16 protein-coding genes are annotated in these 18925 nt (G+C 71.8%); 4 read left to right on the top strand and 12 right to left on the bottom strand.

The genetic code is table 11. The features are described 5' to 3' along the window. Positions 1-36 precede the first annotated feature (36 nt). The 4 genes from H0E82_RS01845 to H0E82_RS01830 form a co-directional block, all read right to left on the bottom strand. Positions 37-2958, bottom strand: a complete 2922-nt coding sequence (locus H0E82_RS01845; protein WP_180543266.1) for a TonB-dependent receptor plug domain-containing protein — start codon at positions 2956-2958, stop codon at positions 37-39. A gap of 93 nt (positions 2959-3051) precedes the next feature. Continuing rightward, positions 3052-4185, bottom strand: coding sequence for a PLP-dependent cysteine synthase family protein (locus H0E82_RS01840; protein ID WP_180543265.1), 1134 nt, complete (start codon positions 4183-4185; stop codon positions 3052-3054). Between the two features lie 85 nt (positions 4186-4270). Further along, on the bottom strand, positions 4271-5437 hold the full coding sequence (locus H0E82_RS01835; protein WP_180543264.1) for an amidohydrolase: 1167 nt from the start codon (positions 5435-5437) through the stop codon (positions 4271-4273). Positions 5438-5495: 58 nt separating this feature from the next. After that, complete coding sequence (locus tag H0E82_RS01830; protein ID WP_180543263.1) at positions 5496-6293, bottom strand: sulfite exporter TauE/SafE family protein; 798 nt, start codon at positions 6291-6293, stop codon at positions 5496-5498. Positions 6294-6482: 189 nt separating this feature from the next. Here H0E82_RS01830 and H0E82_RS01825 point away from each other — a divergent pair, with 189 nt between their 5' ends. Then, positions 6483-8441 (top strand): lytic transglycosylase domain-containing protein, encoded by a 1959-nt coding sequence (locus H0E82_RS01825; RefSeq protein WP_180543262.1) that lies wholly within the window; start codon positions 6483-6485, stop codon positions 8439-8441. A 45-nt stretch (positions 8442-8486) separates the two neighbouring features. Here the strand turns inward: H0E82_RS01825 and H0E82_RS01820 are convergent, their stop codons facing one another. Next, positions 8487-9683, bottom strand: coding sequence for a CNNM domain-containing protein (locus tag H0E82_RS01820; protein WP_219338357.1), 1197 nt, complete (start codon positions 9681-9683; stop codon positions 8487-8489). A gap of 67 nt (positions 9684-9750) precedes the next feature. Between H0E82_RS01820 and H0E82_RS01815 the strand changes: the two genes are divergently transcribed. After that, entirely contained in the window at positions 9751-10995 is a 1245-nt protein-coding gene (locus tag H0E82_RS01815; protein ID WP_180543349.1) for a multifunctional CCA addition/repair protein, read from the top strand. 75 nt (positions 10996-11070) lie between these two features. Here H0E82_RS01815 and H0E82_RS01810 read toward each other — a convergent pair whose 3' ends face one another. Next, positions 11071-11970, bottom strand: coding sequence for a DMT family transporter (locus H0E82_RS01810; protein WP_180543261.1), 900 nt, complete (start codon positions 11968-11970; stop codon positions 11071-11073). A 146-nt stretch (positions 11971-12116) separates the two neighbouring features. Here H0E82_RS01810 and H0E82_RS01805 point away from each other — a divergent pair, with 146 nt between their 5' ends. Further along, positions 12117-13031 carry a LysR substrate-binding domain-containing protein gene (locus H0E82_RS01805; RefSeq protein WP_180543260.1) on the top strand — a complete coding sequence of 305 codons (915 nt, stop codon included), beginning with the start codon at positions 12117-12119 and terminating at the stop codon, positions 13029-13031. Here the strand turns inward: H0E82_RS01805 and H0E82_RS01800 are convergent. Genes H0E82_RS01800 through H0E82_RS01780 form a run of 5 tightly spaced genes read right to left on the bottom strand, consistent with a single transcriptional unit; the run spans position 13028 to position 16930 of the window. Further along, positions 13028-13867, bottom strand: coding sequence for a DUF72 domain-containing protein (locus H0E82_RS01800; protein ID WP_180543259.1), 840 nt, complete (start codon positions 13865-13867; stop codon positions 13028-13030). The genes H0E82_RS01805 and H0E82_RS01800 overlap by 4 nt on opposite strands. Positions 13868-13893: 26 nt before the next feature. Next, positions 13894-14247 carry a bleomycin resistance protein gene (locus tag H0E82_RS01795; RefSeq protein ID WP_180543258.1) on the bottom strand — a complete coding sequence of 118 codons (354 nt, stop codon included), beginning with the start codon at positions 14245-14247 and terminating at the stop codon, positions 13894-13896. A gap of 18 nt (positions 14248-14265) precedes the next feature. Next, positions 14266-15273, bottom strand: a complete 1008-nt coding sequence (locus H0E82_RS01790; RefSeq protein WP_180543257.1) for an aminoglycoside phosphotransferase family protein — start codon at positions 15271-15273, stop codon at positions 14266-14268. A 44-nt stretch (positions 15274-15317) separates the two neighbouring features. Next, the gene (locus tag H0E82_RS01785) at positions 15318-15749 is read right to left on the bottom strand and encodes a VanZ family protein (RefSeq protein WP_180543256.1); all 432 of its coding nucleotides are present in this window, start codon (positions 15747-15749) and stop codon (positions 15318-15320) included. Continuing rightward, a complete protein-coding gene (locus H0E82_RS01780) occupies positions 15746-16930 on the bottom strand; it encodes a class I SAM-dependent methyltransferase (RefSeq protein WP_180543255.1) in 1185 nt (394 codons plus the stop codon). The genes H0E82_RS01785 and H0E82_RS01780 overlap by 4 nt, the downstream gene beginning before the upstream one ends. A 258-nt stretch (positions 16931-17188) precedes the next feature. On the opposite strand from H0E82_RS01780, the gene H0E82_RS01775 reads away from it, so the two are divergent. Beyond that, positions 17189-17920, top strand: a complete 732-nt coding sequence (locus H0E82_RS01775; RefSeq protein WP_180543254.1) for a pteridine reductase — start codon at positions 17189-17191, stop codon at positions 17918-17920. A gap of 129 nt (positions 17921-18049) precedes the next feature. Here H0E82_RS01775 and H0E82_RS01770 read toward each other — a convergent pair whose 3' ends face one another. Next, positions 18050-18883 carry a DUF6159 family protein gene (locus H0E82_RS01770; RefSeq protein WP_180543253.1) on the bottom strand — a complete coding sequence of 278 codons (834 nt, stop codon included), beginning with the start codon at positions 18881-18883 and terminating at the stop codon, positions 18050-18052. Positions 18884-18925 lie beyond the last annotated feature (42 nt).

Raw genomic sequence — 18925 nt, 5'->3', positions numbered from 1 at the left:
GCGCCGGCACCCGCGCGGGGCGCCGGCGCCGTTTCCTCAGAAGTCGAAGCCCACGCGGGCGTACCAGTATCGGCCGGGCAGGTCGTAGGTCGAGGCGTCGTAGCCGTTGAGGCTGCAGCTCAGGCACACCGGCGGCACCTTGCCGCCGATGTTGTTGACGCCCAGCGTGAAGCGCGTGCCCCTGAGCCAGGCGGTGTTCTGCCAGGCCAGCTGCAGATCGTGGTAGGTGGTCGAACCGAGCGCGTTGCGGTCGTTGGCGCTGTCGTCGCAGATCGCGAATCCGTTGGCACCGCCGCAGGACTCGGTCAGCCGGTCGATGTAGCGCAGCGTCCAGGCCAGCGACCACGGCCCCTGCGTCCAGTCGGTGACCAGGGTGCCGCTCCATTCCGGAATCGCGCTGTTGTTGACCTCCACGCCCGGGCGCCGCGGTTCGGCGTCGCCGGATTCGTTGACCAGCTCGTAGCGCGTCACCCAAGTCGCCTTGGCGTCGAAGCGCAGCCGGCCCCAGTCGCGCGTCGGCAGGGTCCACGCCGCGGTGAAGTCCCAGCCGTCGGTCTTGATCGTGCCGAGATTGGCCAGGATGGCGTCGAAGCGGATGATCTGGCCGCGGTCGCTGCGGTCGTAGGACGCGCAGGCGGCCGGCTCGCGCGTGGCGATGCAGCGCTCGAGGATGGCCTGGGCATCGGGCGCCTGGATCGCGTCGGTGATGTGGTGGCGATAGAACGTCACGCCGAGATCCAGCCGGTCCGACCACGCCACCTCGTCGGCGAACGACGGGCTCCACACCGATCCCACCATCAGGCTGCGACTGCGCTCGGGCTCGAGCTCGGCATTGCCCGAGGTGACCAACGAGATCTGCGAATTGGTCTGCTCGTACCCGGCCGGCACGCCGTCGGCCGCGCAGGCCGGCGACGGCACCGCGGCGCCCGAGCAGGGATCGACCAGGGTCGCGTCGAAGCGGCTCAGCGTGCCGTAGAGCTCGCCGATCGACGGCGCACGGAAGCCTTCGGCGTAACTCATGCGCAGCAGCAGTTCGTCGACCGGCTGCCAGCGCAGGCCGATCTTGCCGGTGCTCTCGCCGCCGAAGGTGGAGTAATCCGAATAGCGCCCGGCCAGGCTCAGGTCGAGGCTCTCGCCGAAGACGGTATCGCGCATCAGCGGCACGCTGACCTCGGCATAGGCTTCGCTGACGTCGTAGTCGCCGCGGGTCGCGCCGGACGGCACGCCGTTGTACTCGCCCGCGATGGTGATCGGGTCGGGCGTGTAGCTGCCTTCGTATTTGCGGTACTCGAGCCCGGCGGCGAACGAGAACGCGCCGGCCGGCAGCTGGAACAGGTCGCCTGTGATGTTGGCCGAGGCCAGGCTGAGCGTGTTGCGGCTCTCGTCGCGCACGATCGGCTGGATGAAGGCGAGCATGGCCGGGGTGATGGTGCCGGGGCCGCCGAACAGGTTGAGCGGGGTGCAGCCGGCGATGGCCGCACAGGCGTCGGGATCGCCCAGCGCCTCGTTGATCCGGCGGATGTTGTAGCTGCCGGTGTTGACCTGTTCGGCGCGGCTCTCGCTGCGCATCAGGTTCACGTCCCAGTTCCAGGTGCGCGCGCCGACCCCGAGCGTGCCCTCCAGGCCACCCGCGGCATACCAGGTGTCCACGTCCTGGGTATAGCGACGGCGACCGCCTTCCACCGGCCGACGTCCGAGCAGGAACAGGTTGGCGTCGTCGCCCACCGTGGTCAGGTCGAAGCCGAAGGGGTTGAAGGGGTTGCGCGCCGAGATCACCAGCGTGCTTTCGGCGAAGGGGTTGTACACGCCGGCGTCGGTGCCGAGGAAGATCGGCTCGGGCGCAGCCTGGTTGGCCGAGGTACGGGTGTTGTAGAGCACGCGCGCATAGCCCGAGAGCTGAGGCGTGAACTCGAAACGCACCTGGCCGAACACCGACTTGCGCTCCGACGGCGTGAGCAACAGGTTGTTGGGCGCGAAGTTGTAGCGGTCGGCCGTGGTGAAGCGGATGAAATCGCCGACCGCCGTGCCGCCGGGGAAGCTCGCGTCGTTGGGCAGCGTGATGTTGCAGGTCGCAGTGCCGGGAATCGGCACTCCGGCGGGGTCGGTGGCCAGCGGGCACAGGCCGCCGAGCGTGTCGTTGCCGCCCGGCGGCGCGAACACGAAACGACCGCCGGGCGTCGCCGAGCTGCCGTTCGCAAGGCCGGTGCCGGGCACCGGCACGCTGGCATTCTCGAACCGCGACGACGCGATCTCGCGCTGGCGGAAATAGGACGCGCCGACGAACCACTGCGCGCGGTCGCTGCTGCCGCCCCAGCCGAGGTCCGCGCCCCAGGTGCCGCCGCCGAGGTCCTGGTACTCGCCGTAGTTGAGATCGAGGCTGCCGCCCTGGGCGTCGCGCCGGGTGATGATGTTGACCACACCGGCGATCGCGTCGGAGCCGTAGATCGACGAGGCGCCGTCCTCCAGCACCTCGATGCGTTCGATCAGCGCCAGTGGAATCGTGTTGAGATCCACCGCCGCGCCCACGCCCGAGGCCGAGGATTCGTTGACCCAGCGGATGCCGTCGACCAGCACCAGCACGCGCTTGGCGCCGAGATGGCGCAGGTCGACCGTCGCCGCGCCGGCGCCCACGCCGCCGCCATCGGGCGGAAAACCGAAGTTGCCGCTGGAGTTGAACTTGGTGTTGAGCGCCGCGCCGGACGCGGTGAGGTTCTGCACGATGTCGGCGACCGACGTGAAGCCGGTGCGCTGGATGTCTTCGCGCGTGAGCACCTGGACCGGCACCGCGCTTTCCATTTCCGCCTTGCGGATGCGCGAGCCGGTGACCTGGACGGTATCGAGGGTGCGCGCCTCGGGTTCGGCGCTGGCGGTCTGCGCCAGGGCGGCCGGTGCGACGAGCACCAGCAGGGACGACTGGACCGCGAGGGCCAGCCGGTTGCGAAGGGGATTGAAGGTCATGCGTGCGCTCCGTCCTGGGGTCGTGGGCCGCCGGCGTCCCCGTGTCACCGGCCCGAGTGTTGTAACGAATCGTTAACCTGGCGACACCTGGGGTCAACCCCAGCTTGACGCTGCGGATTCCCCGCGACGCACCGTCGGCATTGCCGGCAGGGGGGCGCCGGTCTCCGCGCTGTCGCGCACCCGGGCATCGGCGCCGGCCATATCGAACCCCTGGGCGGCGAGCCACTCCGGGTTGTAGTAGCTGTGCGCGTAGCGCTCGCCGCCATCGCACAGGATGGTGACGATCGAGCCGTCCCGGCCGGCCGCGTGCATGGCCTGGGCGACCTGCAGCACCCCGACGAAGTTGGTGCCGGTCGAGCCGCCGACGCGACGGCCGAGCCGCGCGTTGACATAGCGCATCGCCGCCAGGCTCAGGGCATCCGGCACCTTGACCATCGCTTCCACGCAACCGGGGATGAAACTGGGCTCGGCCCGTGGCCGGCCGATGCCCTCGATCCGCGACGGGGGTGCGGCCGGCAGCGCCTCCGCATCGGCCCCGCCCTGCAGGCTGCGCGCGTAGTGGTCGAAGAACGCCGAATGTTCCGGATCGGCGCAGAGCACGTCGGTGGCATAGCCGCGATAGCGCGCGTAGCGGCCGATCGTCGCGCTGGTGCCGCCGGTGCCGGCGCTGCAGACGATCCACGCCGGCACCGGGTGCGCCTCCTGCGCCATCTGCTTGAAGATCGACTCGGCGATGTTGTTGTTCGCACGCCAGTCCGTCGCCCGTTCGGCGTAGGTGAACTGGTCCATGAAGTGCCCGCCGGTCTCGCGCGCCAGACGCACCGAGGCCTCGGCGATGCCGCAGGCGCTGGGCACGAGGTGGCAACGCCCGCCCTGGAACTCGATCGCGGCGATCTTCTCGGGCGAGGTCGAGGCCGGCATCACCGCGACGAAGGGAAGGCCGAGCAGACGCGCGAAGTAGGCCTCCGACACCGCGGTCGACCCGCTGGACGCCTCGACCACCGTGCTGCCGGCGTGCAGCCAGCCGTTCGCCAGTGCATAGAGAAACAGCGAACGCGCGAGCCGGTGCTTGAGGCTGCCGGTGGGGTGACTGGATTCGTCCTTGAAGTAGACCTCGATGCCCGGGTATCCCGGCAGCGACATCGGGATCAGATGGGTGTCGGCCGACCGGTTGAAGTCGGCTTCGATCCTGCGGATGGCCTCGGCCACCCAGTCGCGCTGGGCCATGGTGCACTCGGGAAAAGATGAAGACGGATGCGCCGCACGAAGCCCCTCGGGGCGCGGCCCCCAGCTTACGCCGGCGCGTGGGGGCTCAGCCCAGGCGGCGGCGCACGATGCGATCGAAGACCGCGGCGGCGACCGGCAGCAGGCCGTCGTCGAAGCGGAACGTGGGGTGGTGGCACATCGCGCTGTCCATGCCGAGGAACAGGTAGGCGCCGGGCCACTGTTCGAGCATGTAGGAGAAATCGTCGGAAAACGGATATGCGCGCAGGTCGGTCTTCACGTGCTCGGCGCCGAGCACGTCGGCGATCGCATCGGCCGCAAGCGCCGCCTGCTCCGGCGCGTTGACGCAGGGCGGGCAGGAATGCGGAATCTCGAGCGCGATGCTGCAGCCGGACATCTGCGCGTGGCCCTCGCACAGCGCGCGCAGGCGCTTGAGCAGTTCGTCGTGCACATCCTTCGACAGCGAGCGGAGCGTGCCGCTGAGCGTGGCCGTCGACGGGATGATGTTGTGGGTGGTGCCGGCCTGCAGCGAGCCGACGTTGATCAGCGCCGCTTCCATCGGATCGATGTGGCGGCCGACGATCGCCGGGATATCCACCGCCAGCCGCGCCGCGACCTGCAGCGGATCGGTCGCACGATGCGGCGCGGCGGCGTGGCCACCGACGCCCTCGATCGCGATCTCGAACACCGCCAGCGACTGCAGCGTGGCGCCGCTGCGCACGCTGGCCTCGCCGGTCGCCAGTGCCGGCATGTTGTGGAAGGCGTAGACCTCGTCGCAGGGCCAGCGCGTCAGCAGGCCGTCCTCGATCATCCGGATCGCGCCGCGCCCGCCCTCTTCGGCGGGCTGGAAGATCAGCACCACGCGCCCGGTCGCCGGCGGATGCGCCGCCAGATGCCGCGCGGTGCCGAGCAGCGCCGACGTGTGCCCGTCGTGCCCGCAGGTATGGGCCACACCCGGGCGCTGCGAGCGGAACGGCAGGTCGCTGTCCTCGTCCATTGGAAGCGCGTCCATGTCGGCGCGCAGGCCGATCGACAATCCGGGCACGCCGCTGTCGATCACCGCGACCACACCGGTGCCGCCCAGGCCCGTGTGCACGTCGAGGCCGAGCGCGCGCAGCTCGCGGATGACCAGCGCCGAGGTCTTCTCCTCCTCGAAACCGAGTTCGGGCCAGGCGTGGATCTCGTGGCGCCACGCGGTCATCGTCGGGGCGAGCGCCTGCAGCGCTGCGGGCACGTTCGGACGGGGGGCGGTCATCGGTAAACCTGCTGGAGCGGGGCCCGCATGATTGGGGGCGCGGCGCGCAGGGTCAAACTCACCAGAGCAGCAGGCTGGCTCCGATGCAGTAGAGGAACACCGCGAACACGCGCTTGAGCGCGCGGCCACTGAGGGCATGCGCCAGCCGGGTTCCGTACGGCGCGGCCACGACCGATGCCAGTGCGATACCGATCGCGCCGGGCAGGAACACGTAGCCCCACGAGGGCGGCGGCAGCACACCGGCCGGTGCCTGCAGCGCGTATCCGGCGGCGGCGGAGAGCGCGATGAAGATGCCCAGTGCCGAGGACGTTCCGACCGCGCGCACCGGCGAGACGCCCAGCCATACCAGCAGCGGCACGGTCATGCTGCCGCCGCCGATGCCCACCAGCGACGACAGTGCGCCGATGCCTACGCCCGCGCCGGTCAAGCCGCCGCCGCGTGGCACCAGCGTGTCGCCGCCCGCGTCCGGCGTGCGCGAGAGCATCAGCTGGGTGCCCGCGATCATGCAGTAGGCGATGACGCACCAGCGCAGTACGTCGCCGTCGAGCAGGATCGCCAGCCGGCTGCCCAGCCAGGCGCCCACCAACACGCCCGGCACCATCCATGCCACCGTGCGCCACAGCACGCTGCCGCGCAGGTGGTGGGCGCGCGCCGAGGACGCACCGGTGAGGATGATGCTGGCCAGCGCGGTCGCGAGCGCGGCGTGCATGGCCGTATCCTTGGACACCCCGAACAGCGGCAGGGTCCAGACCAGGCCGGTGACCAGCACCAGCCCGCCGCCGATGCCGAGCAGGCCCGCGAGCACGCCTGCAAGCGCACCGAGCGCGGGAAACACCAGCATCGACCACGTCAGCATGCGCATCGCTCGCCTGCGCGGACCGGCGCGCAGCCCGGCAAGTCTACGGGCGGCCGCACGGCCGGCGCGTCGATCGCTGCCCGCATCGCGGCGTGCGGCGTCTGCAGGTGAGGCGGCGGCGCGATGCCCGACCGGCGCTTCAGACAGGCTTCGCTATAGTCGCCGGCCCGTTTCGAGGACCTGCCGCCGATGCCGAGCCGCACCGTCGCTTCCATCCGTCCGCCGCGCGTGCGCGTCGCGGGCCTGCTCGTCGCGCTGGCCCTCGCCGTGCCGGGACACGCGCAGACGCAGGGCGACGATGCCGCCTTCCGTTCGGCCTTGCAGGCCGCCGAGCGCGGTCAGGTCGCGCCCGCTGCGCTGCAGTCGCATCCGGCCGCCGCGTGGCTGGAGTTCGCCGCGTTGCGCCGCCAGCTCGCCACCCTGCCCACGGCGGAGGGCCAGGCCTTCCTGCGCCGTCATGCCGGCCAGCCGGTGGCCGAGGTGTTCCGCGAGGCCTGGTTGCGCGCGCTCGCCACCCGCCAGGACTGGCAGGGCGTGCGCGCGGCGTGGTCGCCGACGCTCACCAGCCCTGCCCTGCGCTGCATCGAGCTCGACGCGCGCGCCAGGACCGGCGCGCTCGACGCGCAGTGGACACGTGACGCGCAGGCGATCTGGCGCAGCACCGGGGCCTCGCTGCCCGACGCCTGCGACGCGCCGCTGCAGGTGCTCGCCCAGCGCGGCGAGCTCGGCGACGCCCTGCGCTGGGAGCGCTTCGACCTCGCGGTGGCCGAGCAGGACGCGGCCATGATGCGGGCGGTCGCGCGTGGGCTGTCGGCGTCCGAGCAGGCGCTGGCCAGCGACTACGCCGCTTTCATGCAGGCGCCGCATGCGCGTGCCGCGCAGTGGCCGAAAACCGCGCGCAGCCGGCTCGTCGCCTCGCACGGCCTGGCACGTCACACCAAGGACCACCCGTTGCAGGCCGAGGCGCAGCTGCCGGCGCTCGCGTCGGCGCTGGGATTCACCGAGGCCGACTCCGGCCGCGTGCTGTACCAGGCGGCGCTGTGGACGGTGGCGTCCTACCTGCCCGATTCCGCGCGCCTGCTGGCCAGGGTGCCGGCGAGCGCCTACGACGAGCGCCTGCACGAATGGCGCGTGCGCGAGGCGATGGCGCGTCGCGACTGGCCCGCGGCCCTCGCCGCGATCCGGCTGATGGGCGCGGCGCAGCGCGGCCAGTCGCGCTGGACCTGGTTCGAGGCCCGCATGGCCGAGCTCACCGGCGACCGCGCCGCCGCGCAGCCGCTGTACCGGCGCGCCGCCGCCAACGCGGATTTCCACGGCTTCCTCGCCGCCGATCGGCTCGGCCTGCCGTATGCGCTCTGCCCCTGGGAGTTCGCACCGTCGAACGCGGCCAAGGCACGCATCGCAACCGACCCCGGCATCGCGCGCGCCATGGCGCTGTACCGTATCGACCGCCCCGGCTGGGCCACGCGCGAATGGACGGCTGCACTGGAGCGCTTCGACGACGAGCAGCGGCGGATCGCGGTGCTGGTCGCCCAGGAGAACGGCTGGTACGACCGCGCCGTGTTCGGTCTCGGTCGCCAGCCCGACGAGACGCGGCTGTATTCGCTGCGCTTTCCACTGACCAGCCAGCCGCTCATCGAGCGCGAATCGCGCCGCCACGGCCTCGATCCGGCGTGGGTGGCCGCCGAAATCCGCGCCGAGAGCACGTTCAACCCGAATGCGCGCTCGCCGGCCGATGCTCGCGGCCTGATGCAGGTCATGCCGGCCACCGGCGCGGCCGTGGCGCGCCGTCTGGGGATGACCTGGAGCGGGCCCGACAGCCTGTTCGACCCGGCCACGAACGTGGCCATCGGTACCGCCTACCTGCGCGAGAAGAAGGACATGTACGGTCTGCCGTACGTGGCGATCGCGGCCTATAACGCCGGCCCCACGCCCACCGGTCGCTGGCTGTCGCAGCGCCCGGACATGGATCCCGATGTCTGGATCGAGACCATCAGCTACCGCGAGACCCGCGAGTACGTGGCACGGGTCCTGGCCTTCAGCGTGATCTACGACTGGCGCATGTACGGCAAGGCCGCGCCACTGGACGCGCGCATGCGCGGCACCAGCGACGCGCGCACCCAGCGCTTCGCCTGCCCTGCGGGCTGAGGGGCGACGGGTCGCGCTGCGCACGAAGGCGCGACCGGGAGCGGCTCAGCGGGGCGGCACGCCGTCGCGTTCGCGAACCGGCGGATCGAGCGACGTCGGCAGCCCGTGCGCGGCCGCGCGATCCGCCCAGCGGCGACGCGCGAGCCGCTGCATGTCCGCCACGCGATCGCTTTCGTCGACGATCTCCTGCCCGAGCAGGGTCTCGATCACATCCTCCATCGTGACCACGCCGCGTGTGGCGCCGTATTCGTCGACCACCAGCGCGATCTGCTGCCGGCGATCGAGCAGGAATTCGAGCAAGCCGGTCAGGGGCATGCCTTCGGGCACGCTGCGCAGGGGCCGTGCCAGCGTGCGCACCGGGGCCTCGCCCGTGCCGCGCGCCTCGGCCTGCACCAGTTCGGCGCGCAGCACGAACGCATCGGCGTCGTGGATGTCGTCGCGGTAGATGGGGATGCGCGAGAACGGCGCCGCGTGCGGCGCGACCAGGGCGGACGACACGGAGGTGTCGTCGCGCAGCGCGGCCAGCACCGGGCGCGGGGTCATGACGTCCTCGGCGCACAGCTCCGACATCCGGAACAGGTTGCGCAGGATCTTCGACTCGCGCGGCAGGATGCCGCCGCTCGATTCGCCCACCCCCGCCATCGCGATGAACTCCTCGCGGTTGAAGACGTGGGCCTGGCGCCCGCGCGAGATCACCCGGGTCAGCAGGTCCGACAGGCGGATCAGCGGATACAGCACCACGATCAGCAGGCGCACGAAGCCCGCGACCGGTGCGGCGAGCTGCCGCCAGTACTGCGCACCGAGCGTCTTGGGCACGATCTCCGACACGAACAGGATCAGCAGCGTCGCCACCGCGGAGAACACGCCCACCCAGGCGCTGCCGAAGGCGTCGGACGCCTTCGCGCCCGCGCCCACCGCGCCGGCGGTATGGGCGATGGTGTTGAGGGTCAGGATGCCCGCCAGCGACTGGTCGATACGCTCGTGACGCAGCCGCTGCAGGGTGGCCGCCAGTCGCGGCCGTGCCGCCTGCAGGCCGGCGATGAAGGACGGGGTGATGCTCAGCAGCACCGACTCGGCGATCGAACACAGGAACGACAGGCCGATCGCGAGACCCAGATAGACCAGCATCAGCGTGATGTCGAGTGCATCGCCGGTGCCGGCCACGGGCAGTGCTGCGGCGGCGGGGCCTGCGGCGAACACACCGGCGCCGGCACACCAGACGACGCGTTGCGGAACGTGCACGGGAATCTACGAGGCGGCGGGCCAGTCTAGGCCAGGCGGCGCGATGGCCGCATGGCATCATCGGGCGATGGAGATCTATCTGGTGGGCGGCGCGGTGCGCGACCGGTTGCTCGGGCTGCCCGCAGGGGACCGCGACCACGTGGTCGTCGGCGAGACCCAGGCCTCGATGGAGGCCGCGGGCTTCCGTGCGATCGGGCGCGACTTTCCGGTGTTCCTGCACCCGGGCACCGGCGAGGAGTACGCGCTCGCGCGCACCGAGCGCAAATCCGGGCGCGGCTACCGCGGCTTCGTCGTGGATGCCGACCCGTCGGTGACCCTCGAGCAGGATCTCGCTCGTCGCGATTTCACCATCAATGCGATCGCCGAGGCGCCGGATGGACGCCTGGTGGACCCGTACGGCGGCGCGCGCGATCTCGAGTCACGCGTGCTCCGGCACGTCGGCCCGGCGTTTTCCGAAGATCCCCTGCGCGTGCTGCGCGCCGCGCGCTTCATGGCCCGCTTCGCGCCGCTCGGTTTCACGGTCGCGGACGACACGCTGGCGCTGATGCGCGGGATGGTCGAGGCCGGAGAACTCGACGCGCTGACCCCCGAGCGCGTCTGGCAGGAACTCGTCCGTGCGCTGGGCGCCCGGCAACCGTCGGCCTTCCTGCGGACGCTGCGCGACTGCGGTGCACTGGCGGTGATCCTGCCCGAGGTCGACGCCCTGTACGGCGTCCCGCAGCGCGCCGAGTTCCATCCCGAGGTGGACACCGGCGTGCATCAGGAGCTGGTCAGCGACATGGCCGCGCGGCTGGCGCCGGGCGATGCGCTGATCGGCTTCGCGGCGCTGACCCACGACCTCGGCAAGGCGCTCACGCCCGCGCACCGCCTGCCGCGGCACGTGGGCCACGAGCATGCCGGGCTCGCCCCGCTGGATGCCCTGTGCGGTCGCCTCAAGGTACCGGCCGCGCACCGCGAGCTGGCCGTGGTGTGCTGCCGCGAGCATCTCAACGTGCACCGGATCGCCGAGCTGCGCGATGCCACCCTGCACGACCTGATCGCCCGCTGCGACGGGTTCCGCAAGCCGGCGCGGATCGACCAGCTGGCCCTGGTGTGCGAGTGCGACAAGCGCGGTCGCCTGGGCAGTGCGGAGGTGGATTACCCGCAGGGCGAGACGCTGCGCCGTGCGCGCGATGCGGCGATCGCCGTCAACGCGCGCGACCTCGCGGCCGGCGGCCTCAGCGGCCCGGCGATCGGCGCGGCCCTGCGCAAGGCGCGCATCGAGGCCATTGCCGCATCCCGCACGCTGCGCGGATCGGCATCGACCGGCTGAGCGGGGCATCGGCCGATCGCGCACACGTGGGTCGGACGCAGTCCCGCGTCCGGCGCGGCGTGGGCGCAGGCGCAGCTATTTCGGCAGCCGCTGACTCAGCGCGACGCTACCCAGGATCAGCGCACCCGCGATCGCCATGCGCAGGGTCGGCGTCTCGCCCAGCAACCACCACGCCCAGGTCACGCCGAACACGGGTACGAGATACGTCACCGTCGACGCACGCCCCGCGCCGATGCGCGCGATCAGCCGGTAGTACATGACGAAGGCCGCGCCGGTGCACAGCACGCCCAGCAATGCGACCGACCCCCAGGCCTGCAGCGACACGGGCTGCGCCGGCCACTGCGCAATCGCGAAGGGCAGCACCAGCAGCGCCGCGCAGCCCAGGGTCACCGGTGCAACCGCGGTGGCGGGCAGTCCGCCAAGGTGCCGGCGGACGAGATTGATGCCGATGCCGTACAGCAGTGCGGCAGCCGCACCGGCGAGCACCGCCGGCCCGATCGCGGCACCTTCGATGCGTCCGCTGGCGAGAACGACGACGCCGGCGAACCCGACCGCGAGCGTCGCGCTGCGCGCCCAGCCGATGCGCTCGGAGAAGAACATCGCCCCCACCAGTGCCGTGAACAGCACCGTCAGTGCATTGCAGATCGCGCCGACACCGGCAGGCGCGCGCTCGGCCGCCCAGGCGAAGAGCAGGAAGGGCACGGCCGAATTGATCGCACCGATCAGCGCGAGCTTCGGCCAGAGCCGCATCGGAAACGCAGCCCGCGCCCGCCACAGGAACGGCAGCAGCACGATCGCGCCCAGCGCGAGCCGCAGTTCGACCAGCGCCGCCGGCCCGAATTCGGGCGCCGCGACCCGCATAAAGAGGAACGACGCACCCCAGATCGCGCCGAGCACACCGATCTCCAGCGGCGTGATCCAGCGCGCGGCATCGCCGGGCACGGGCTGCGGTGTGGCACTGACGTGGGCGGACATGGACCTTCCTGCAGACGTGGGCACGGCAGCCGCGGTTCCGGGTGCCGACACGAGCGAGCTTGGGGACAGCCCGCATTGTGGCGGCGTCGCACCGCACGACAAGCGCATACTTTCGCGGTCGACCACGAATCTGGCTTGGGGCTCGCATGGGAACACGTGCGGAATGGCTGTCGGCGCTGGCGGCGTTCGAGTCGGCGGCCCGGCACCAGAATTTCGCCCACGCCGGCGATGAGCTCCACCTCACCGCGAGCGCGGTCAGCCATCACGTGCGCAAGCTGGAAGCGCGGCTTGGCCTGCCCCTGTTCCAGCGTCATGCGCGCGGCGTGTCGCTCACCGCGGCCGGCCGCCAGCTGGCCGATGTGGCGAGCAGCTCGCTGGCCGCTCTCGACGACGTCCTGCGCGGCCTGCGCACCGGCCAGGACCACGACGTCGTGCGCGTGGCCACGCTGCATTCGTTCGCGTGCGCGTGGCTGATCCCGCGCCTGTCCGCATTCGCCGAAGCCCACTCCGGCATCCGCCTGAGCATCGAGACGGGCTTCGCACTCGCCCGCTTCGACGACAGCGGTCCGGACCTGGCGATCCGGCTCGGCTCGGGCCACTGGCCCGGCGCCCAGGCCACGCTGCTGATGCACGAGCAGCTGTTCGCGGTGGCGTCGCCGGCGATGCCGGGGATCGGTGCTGTCGCCACCGCGCGCGACGTGGCCGCCCTGCCCCTAATCGCCGACAACGCGCACCAGGGGTGGCCTGACTGGTTCCGGGCGGCGGGGATGCTCGATCTCAGGCCCGATGAGCGGCTGCGCTTCACCGATTCCACCGGGGCGCTGGAAGCCGCCGCCGGAGGCCTCGGCGCGGCGCTCGCGCGGCAGCGCATCGTCACCCCGTTTCTCGCCAGCGGGCGGCTGCTGCGGTTGCCCGGCCCCTGCGTCGACGGCCGCTGGTCCTACCATCTCGTCCAACCCGGGCACCGCCGGCTGCGCCCGGCCGCGCGCGTGTTCGCCGAGTGGGTGATCGACGCGGCGCGCGGCACGGACACCGCGCCCGCGAAGTCGTCGGCCGACTAGCCGGCAGCCGCGTCGAGTCGCCGCTGCAGGGCCATCGCCGCCGCCGGGTTGCGTGCCTTCTCGGCCGAGATGAAGAACACGAAGACGTCGCGCGCCACCCCCTCGGCCGCATCGCGCCCGTCGCAGTAGGGCAGATCGCCCGGAGACTCGCCCCGTGCCCACTGCAGGGCGCGTTGCGCCCAGGCATCGAGTTGCAGGCCCGGATAACCGTCGGCGTGCTCGGCGCGGCTGGACATCAGCCGGGCATACACGAACGGGCCGGTGATGTCGGCGAACGACGGATAGTCCGCCGAATCGGTGAAGACCGTGGCGACCCCACGCGCTCGCGCCAGTGCCAGCCATGCCGCGCAGCGGAACGAGGGATGCCGCACTTCCACCGCGTGCCGCAGCGGCAGGCCGTCGACGGTGTCGGGCAGCAGGTCGAGGAAGGCCTCCACGTCGTCGGCATCGAACCGGCGCTGCGGTGCGAACTGCCACAGCAGCGGGCCGAGCCGGTCGCCGAGCTCGGCGATGCCACCGTCGACGAAGCCGCCGATCTGCCTGGACGTGCCGGCCAGCGCCCGTGCGCCGACGATGTGGCGCGGCGCCTTGAGCGAGAACACGAACCCCTCGGGCGTCTCGCCGGCCCATTTCGCATAGGTCGCGGGCTTCTGCGCGCCGTAGAAGGTGCCGTTGATCTCGATCGCGGTCAGGCGGCGGCTGGCGTATTCCAGCTCGCGCTTCTGCACCAGCCCCTTGGGATAGAAGTTGTCGCGCCATGGCGCGAAGGTCCAGCCGCCGATGCCGGTACGGATGCCGTGGACGGGCTCGGGGGTGTCGGTGAACAGGTCGTCCATCGGATCTCCATCGCCTCGCGGCGTGCTCAGTCGGGGTGCTGCGCGAACCGCAGACGGTTGTGGTCGGGATCGACGAGCAGCATCTCGCGCGTGCCCCAGTCGGTGTCCCAGGGCGGCTGCAGGACCGGCACGCCCGCGGCGGCGAAGTCCCGCGCGCAGGCGTCGACGTCGCTCACCTTGAAATACACCGCGCCGCCGATCGCGCAGTCGCCGGGATGCGCGCTCAGGAACACCGTCTGCCCGTCGCGCGTGAGCTGCGCGAACAGCGGCATGCCCGCGTCGAAGCGGTGCTCCCAGTCGACCGCGAATCCCAGTGCCGCGTAGAACGCCAGACTGCGGTCGGCGTCGGTCATGCGCAGCTGCGGGATCACGGTCTGCATGGCGACGTCCGGCACGGATCAGCGGGCGGCGAGGTGCGGGCGCACGTGACGCTCGAGCAGCGCGCCGAGCGGCGCGAGCGCGGGCTCGGACGGCACGACCGCATCGAGATAGGCGAGAAAACGCGGCGCGTCGGCGAGATACTTCGGCTTGCCGTCCCGGTGGTGAAGGCGCGCGAAGATGCCCATGACCTTCAGATGGCGCTGGGCGCCGGTCAGCGCCACGTCGCGCAGGAAGTGCGCATGCGCCGGTACCGGGACGCCCGCGGCCGACGCACGCGCGTGGTAGCGGTCGAGCCAGGCCTGCACCCGGGCCTGCGGCCAGCTGTGGAAGGCATCCCGCAGCAGGCAGGCCACGTCGTAGGCCACCGGCCCGTACACGGCGTCCTGGAAATCCAGGACCGCCACGCCGGCGCCGGTCGGCATCAGGTTGCGCAGCATGAAGTCGCGATGCACGAGCACCCGCGGCTGGGCCAGCATCGCGTCCACCAGATGCGTCTGCACGGCGTCCCAGCCGCGGCGTTCGTCGGGGTCGAGCGTCACGCCGAGATGCCGGCCGAGGAACCAGTCCTCGAACAGCGCCAGCTCCCGGCGCAGCATCGCCGCGTCGAAGACGGGAAGATCCGCAGGCGGTGCGATCGCCTGCAGCCGCAGCAGCTGGTCGAAGGCGGCGTCCGCCAGCGCATCGGCATCGAGACGCGGCAACGCCTGCAGGCAGGTATCGGTGCCCAGATCCTCGAGCAGCAGGAAGCCGGCATCGACGTCACGCGCGAGCACCCGTGGCACGCGCACCCCGCCGGCTTCGAGCAGATCGCGGATGCGCAACCACGGCCGCACGTCCTCGAGCGCCGGTGGTGAATCCATGACGATCCGCGACGCCGCGCCGGCTCCGGCGCGCCAGTAGCTGCGGAAGCCCGCATCCATCGATGCGCGTTCGAGCGCGAGCGCCGGATCGCCCGAAGCCGAACGCGCCCAGGCCAGACGTTGGGCGGCGCGTGGCTCGTCGGCGATCGCGGTCGGGGCGGACATGGAGGGAGAGGACATCGGCGTGCCGGAACGGGGACGGTGGAGGATTATCCGCGCGGACCGGCAGACGTGTCGCCGCGCCGGTCCAACTGCACCAGCAGATCGCGCAGCGGCGTGAGCCGGGTGCCGAGGCCGGCGATGACGCCGAGGGTGTTGGCCAGCGCGTCCGCAGGATCCTGCAGGCGGGTCTGCGTCAACGCGCCCTGGGCGTATTCGACGCCGATGCCGAGCAGCACCAGACCCATGCCCGCCCCCAGCAGCGAGGGCCAGCGCGCGTAGAGCTGCACGGCACCGGCCGCGAGCGCGAAGTACGCCGCGAAGTGACCCAGCTTGTCGCCGTCGCGCACGTCCGGCATCGGCATCGGCGGACCGAGCGAAAGCGCGACCACGGCCGCGATCGCGAGCACCCAGAGGCCGCCCCACAGCCACGGCCGACGGAACGGCTTGAGTGCGCGTCCGAATCGTGGCGCAGGCCTCACAGGCGGTGGCTCAGATCGCCGACGAGAAAGGCGTGGCCGAAGTCGACATCGCGCGCGAAGCCGATCGCCTGGAAGGCCTCGCCCATCTGCCCGGGCAGGGTCAGCCGCTTGGCCTGCTGGCGCAGGGCGTATCGCGCCGCTTCGTCCGACGCCGCGGCCTCGTGCGCGGCGAGCCGGTGCTCGAGCCGGTTGCCGACCAGCAGCGAGGTCTGGCTGCAGTAACCGGCGAAGTCGAAGCCCGCGTGCGTGCCGGCCTCGGCCAGCGCGGTGAAGTCCACCGACGCGGTGATGTCCTGCAGCCCGGGAAGCGCGAACACGTCATCGGACACGCGGTGCCGCTGGAAGGCGCGCAGGGTGCCGTCGCGCCGGTCGTCGAGGTAGTACTCGCGCCGGGCGTAGCCGTAATCGACGAACAGCATCGCGCCGCGCTGCAGGCCGCCGGCCACCGCCTGCACCCAGTACGGCAGCTGCGGCAGCACCTCGGCGCGGTAGCCGTCGGGCAGCGGCGCACTGCGCTGCCGCTCGACGTGTCGCACCGCCGCCGACAGCAGGGCATCGGCCGGATGCAAGGTGACGTCGAAGCCGTCACCGGCGCGGACCACGTACTCCTCGTAGACCTCGCCCTCGCCGATCACGAAGCGCGGCGTCGGCAGCGCATCGATCACCTCGTTGGCGAACAGCACGCCCTCCCAGTCGTCCGGCATCGGTCCGTCGATCCAGGCCACACGCTCGAACAGGCCGGCGGGCAGGCGCGCCTGCAGATGCGTGCGCTGGCGCTCGCGCAGGTCCGCGCTAGGCTCGAGAATCGCGTAGCGCGCCGGCGTCGCATCGAGCGCCGCCAGATGCGACAGCGCATCGCCGGCGAATGCGCCGCTGCCGCCGCCGATCTCGAGCACCTGCGCGCCTGGACCGATCTCGCGCAGCACCGGCGCGAAGGCCTCGGCCAGACATTCGGCGAACAGCGGCCCGAGCTCGGGCGCGGTGACGAAATCACCGGCCGGACCGAATTTCGCCGCGCCGGCGCTGTAGTAGCCCAGACCCGGTGCGTACAGCGCCAGCTCCATGAACTTCCAGAACGGGATCGCCCCGCCGGCCTCGGCGATCTGCGCGTGGATCAGCTCGCGCAGGCGCCGGCTGTGCGCCAGCGCGTCGTCGGACGGATCGGGAACCGGAACCGGCATCGCAACATCCTCGAACATCATGCGGCGGTCAGGATACGCGAGGCCCTGCGGGACCCCGCGTCAATGCCTCGCTGTCGCGCCTGCATCGCCTTCCCGCTCCGCACGGCGAGCGGCGTGGCCGACCCCTGCCGCGCGGGGACCGGCATCGTCCGCCCCCGGCGTGGCCACGACCGCCCGGCCGGCCGGCCGGCACGTCATCCTGGGACCGGGCGCGACCGCTGGCGTAAGGTGGCAGCCCGTCTTCATCGTGGCGCCTGCATGTCCGAGCCCCCACCCGTCGTTCTGGTCACCGGCGCCGCCCGGCGGATCGGTGCCGCGATCGCGCGCCGCCTGCATGCCGACGGCTACGCGGTCGCGTTGCACTGTCACCGTTCGCGCGACGAGGCCGACGCACTGGCTGCCGAACTCGAAACAGCGCGCCCGGGCAGCGCACGGGTGCTGCAGGGCGATCTGGCGGATGCGAGCGCGCTGCCTGCGCTCGTCGACGGCGTCGTCGCCGGCTTCGGACGGCTGGACGGGCTGGTCAACAATGCGGCGGCCTTCGCACCGACCGCGTTCGAGAGCACGCGCGCCGAGGCGTTCGATGCGCTGATGGCGACCAATGCCCGCGCGCCGTTCCTGCTCGCCCAGGCCGCCGCGCCGCATCTGCGTGCGTCGGGTGGCGCGATCGTCAACATCGGCGATCTCTATGCCGAACGCCCGCGCGCCGATCTGGTGGCCTACGCGGCGTCCAAAGCCGCATTGCTCGGGCTGACCCGGGGCCTCGCGGTCGCGCTGGCGCCGGAGGTGCGGGTCAATGCGGTCTCGCCCGGGGCGATCCTGTGGCCGGAGGACGGTGCCGATCCCGCCCAGCAGGCCCGCATTCTCGACGCCACCCCGCTCGCCCGGCTCGGCGCGGTCGCCGAGATCGCCGATGCCGTGGCCTGGCTGCTGGCCGGCGGCTTCATGACCGGCGAAGTCCTGCGGCTCGATGGTGGACGGTCGCTCTAGTACGCCTCGCGCGACGCGGTGCCCGGTACGAGCACCCGCACACACGCGGCGAGGCTCTGCGCGGATGTCCCACCCCCGCCCGGCACACGGGCATGTGACGGACGGCGCGGGCCGGCGCCGCGCGATCGCTCAGCGCTTCGGCGCGAAGGCGTGCTCGAGCTGCGCGCCGGAGAAGCCCGCCGGCACCTCGTGCGACACCGCGTATCGGTACAACGCCGCCGAGTAGATGCCGGTCAGCGCCGCCTGGTAGACCGCGAGCAGCATCAGGCCCAGCGCGCAGACCACGGCGACCGCGATTCCGAGGGTGGTGGAGCTCTGGAACGCGATCACGCTCAGCCCGACACCGGCCACCGCGGCCAGCCCGGTCAGCAGGCCAAAGGCCGCGCCGATGCCGACACTGCCCAGGGCGTTCTCGCCCCAGGTGCGCTTGAGCAGCGCGACGCTGTCCTTGAGCGCATCGATCGGTCCGATGTCGCGACTCACCAGCACCGGCACCACCAGGAAGGCCGCGAGCGTCCAGGCGACGCCGAGACCGCTGCCGAGCAGCCGCACCAGGAAATTGTTGTCCTGGCGCTTCATCGCCTGCAGCAGCACACCGACCGTCGCGGCGATCGCCGCATATCCCAGGATCGCGGGCAGCCGACGCCGCGCCGCGGCCAGGCCGTCGGACAGCGTGGGGTCGCCGCCGTCGAGACGGATCATCGCCGCGCCGACGAGCGCCGCATTGAAGAACACGATCACCGCGTACTGGCAGAAATAGAACACGAACGCGAGCAGCAGGCCGGCGATGCCGATGCCCTGTTCGAACACGCGCAGGGCGAAAACCGGCAGCGCGAACGTGGCCAGCACGACCAGGGATGCCAGCCCCGACAGCACTGGAAACAGCATCAGTTCCTTGTCCGAGCGCAGCACGCCCGCACTCGCCTTCACCAGACCCCAGCTGCGCGACAGCGTCTCGACCATGATCCTCTTCCCCTTTTTGGTGATGCGATGCCGGCACTCGGG

Origin of the sequence: Luteimonas deserti (assembly GCF_013425765.1) — a bacterium.
Classification (GTDB): domain Bacteria; phylum Pseudomonadota; class Gammaproteobacteria; order Xanthomonadales; family Xanthomonadaceae; genus Luteimonas; species Luteimonas deserti.
The sequence above is the reverse complement of the archived record's forward strand: the minus strand, read 5'-3'. Positions and strand labels throughout refer to the sequence as shown.

Bases quoted from the DNA above. Each gene is read 5' to 3' on its own strand.
- H0E82_RS01845 (WP_180543266.1), bottom strand. From the start codon at position 2,958: ATGACCTTCAATCCCCTTCGCAACCGGCTGGCCCTCGCGGTCCAGTCG.
- H0E82_RS01840 (WP_180543265.1), bottom strand. From the start codon at position 4,185: ATGGCCCAGCGCGACTGGGTGGCCGAGGCCATCCGCAGGATCGAAGCC.
- H0E82_RS01835 (WP_180543264.1), bottom strand. From the start codon at position 5,437: ATGACCGCCCCCCGTCCGAACGTGCCCGCAGCGCTGCAGGCGCTCGCC.
- H0E82_RS01830 (WP_180543263.1), bottom strand. From the start codon at position 6,293: ATGCTGACGTGGTCGATGCTGGTGTTTCCCGCGCTCGGTGCGCTTGCA.
- H0E82_RS01825 (WP_180543262.1), top strand. From the start codon at position 6,483: ATGCCGAGCCGCACCGTCGCTTCCATCCGTCCGCCGCGCGTGCGCGTC.
- H0E82_RS01815 (WP_180543349.1), top strand. From the start codon at position 9,751: ATGGAGATCTATCTGGTGGGCGGCGCGGTGCGCGACCGGTTGCTCGGG.
- H0E82_RS01810 (WP_180543261.1), bottom strand. From the start codon at position 11,970: ATGTCCGCCCACGTCAGTGCCACACCGCAGCCCGTGCCCGGCGATGCC.
- H0E82_RS01805 (WP_180543260.1), top strand. From the start codon at position 12,117: ATGGGAACACGTGCGGAATGGCTGTCGGCGCTGGCGGCGTTCGAGTCG.
- H0E82_RS01800 (WP_180543259.1), bottom strand. From the start codon at position 13,867: ATGGACGACCTGTTCACCGACACCCCCGAGCCCGTCCACGGCATCCGT.
- H0E82_RS01795 (WP_180543258.1), bottom strand. From the start codon at position 14,247: ATGCAGACCGTGATCCCGCAGCTGCGCATGACCGACGCCGACCGCAGT.
- H0E82_RS01790 (WP_180543257.1), bottom strand. From the start codon at position 15,273: ATGTCCGCCCCGACCGCGATCGCCGACGAGCCACGCGCCGCCCAACGT.
- H0E82_RS01780 (WP_180543255.1), bottom strand. From the start codon at position 16,930: ATGCCGGTTCCGGTTCCCGATCCGTCCGACGACGCGCTGGCGCACAGC.
- H0E82_RS01775 (WP_180543254.1), top strand. From the start codon at position 17,189: ATGTCCGAGCCCCCACCCGTCGTTCTGGTCACCGGCGCCGCCCGGCGG.
- H0E82_RS01770 (WP_180543253.1), bottom strand. From the start codon at position 18,883: ATGGTCGAGACGCTGTCGCGCAGCTGGGGTCTGGTGAAGGCGAGTGCG.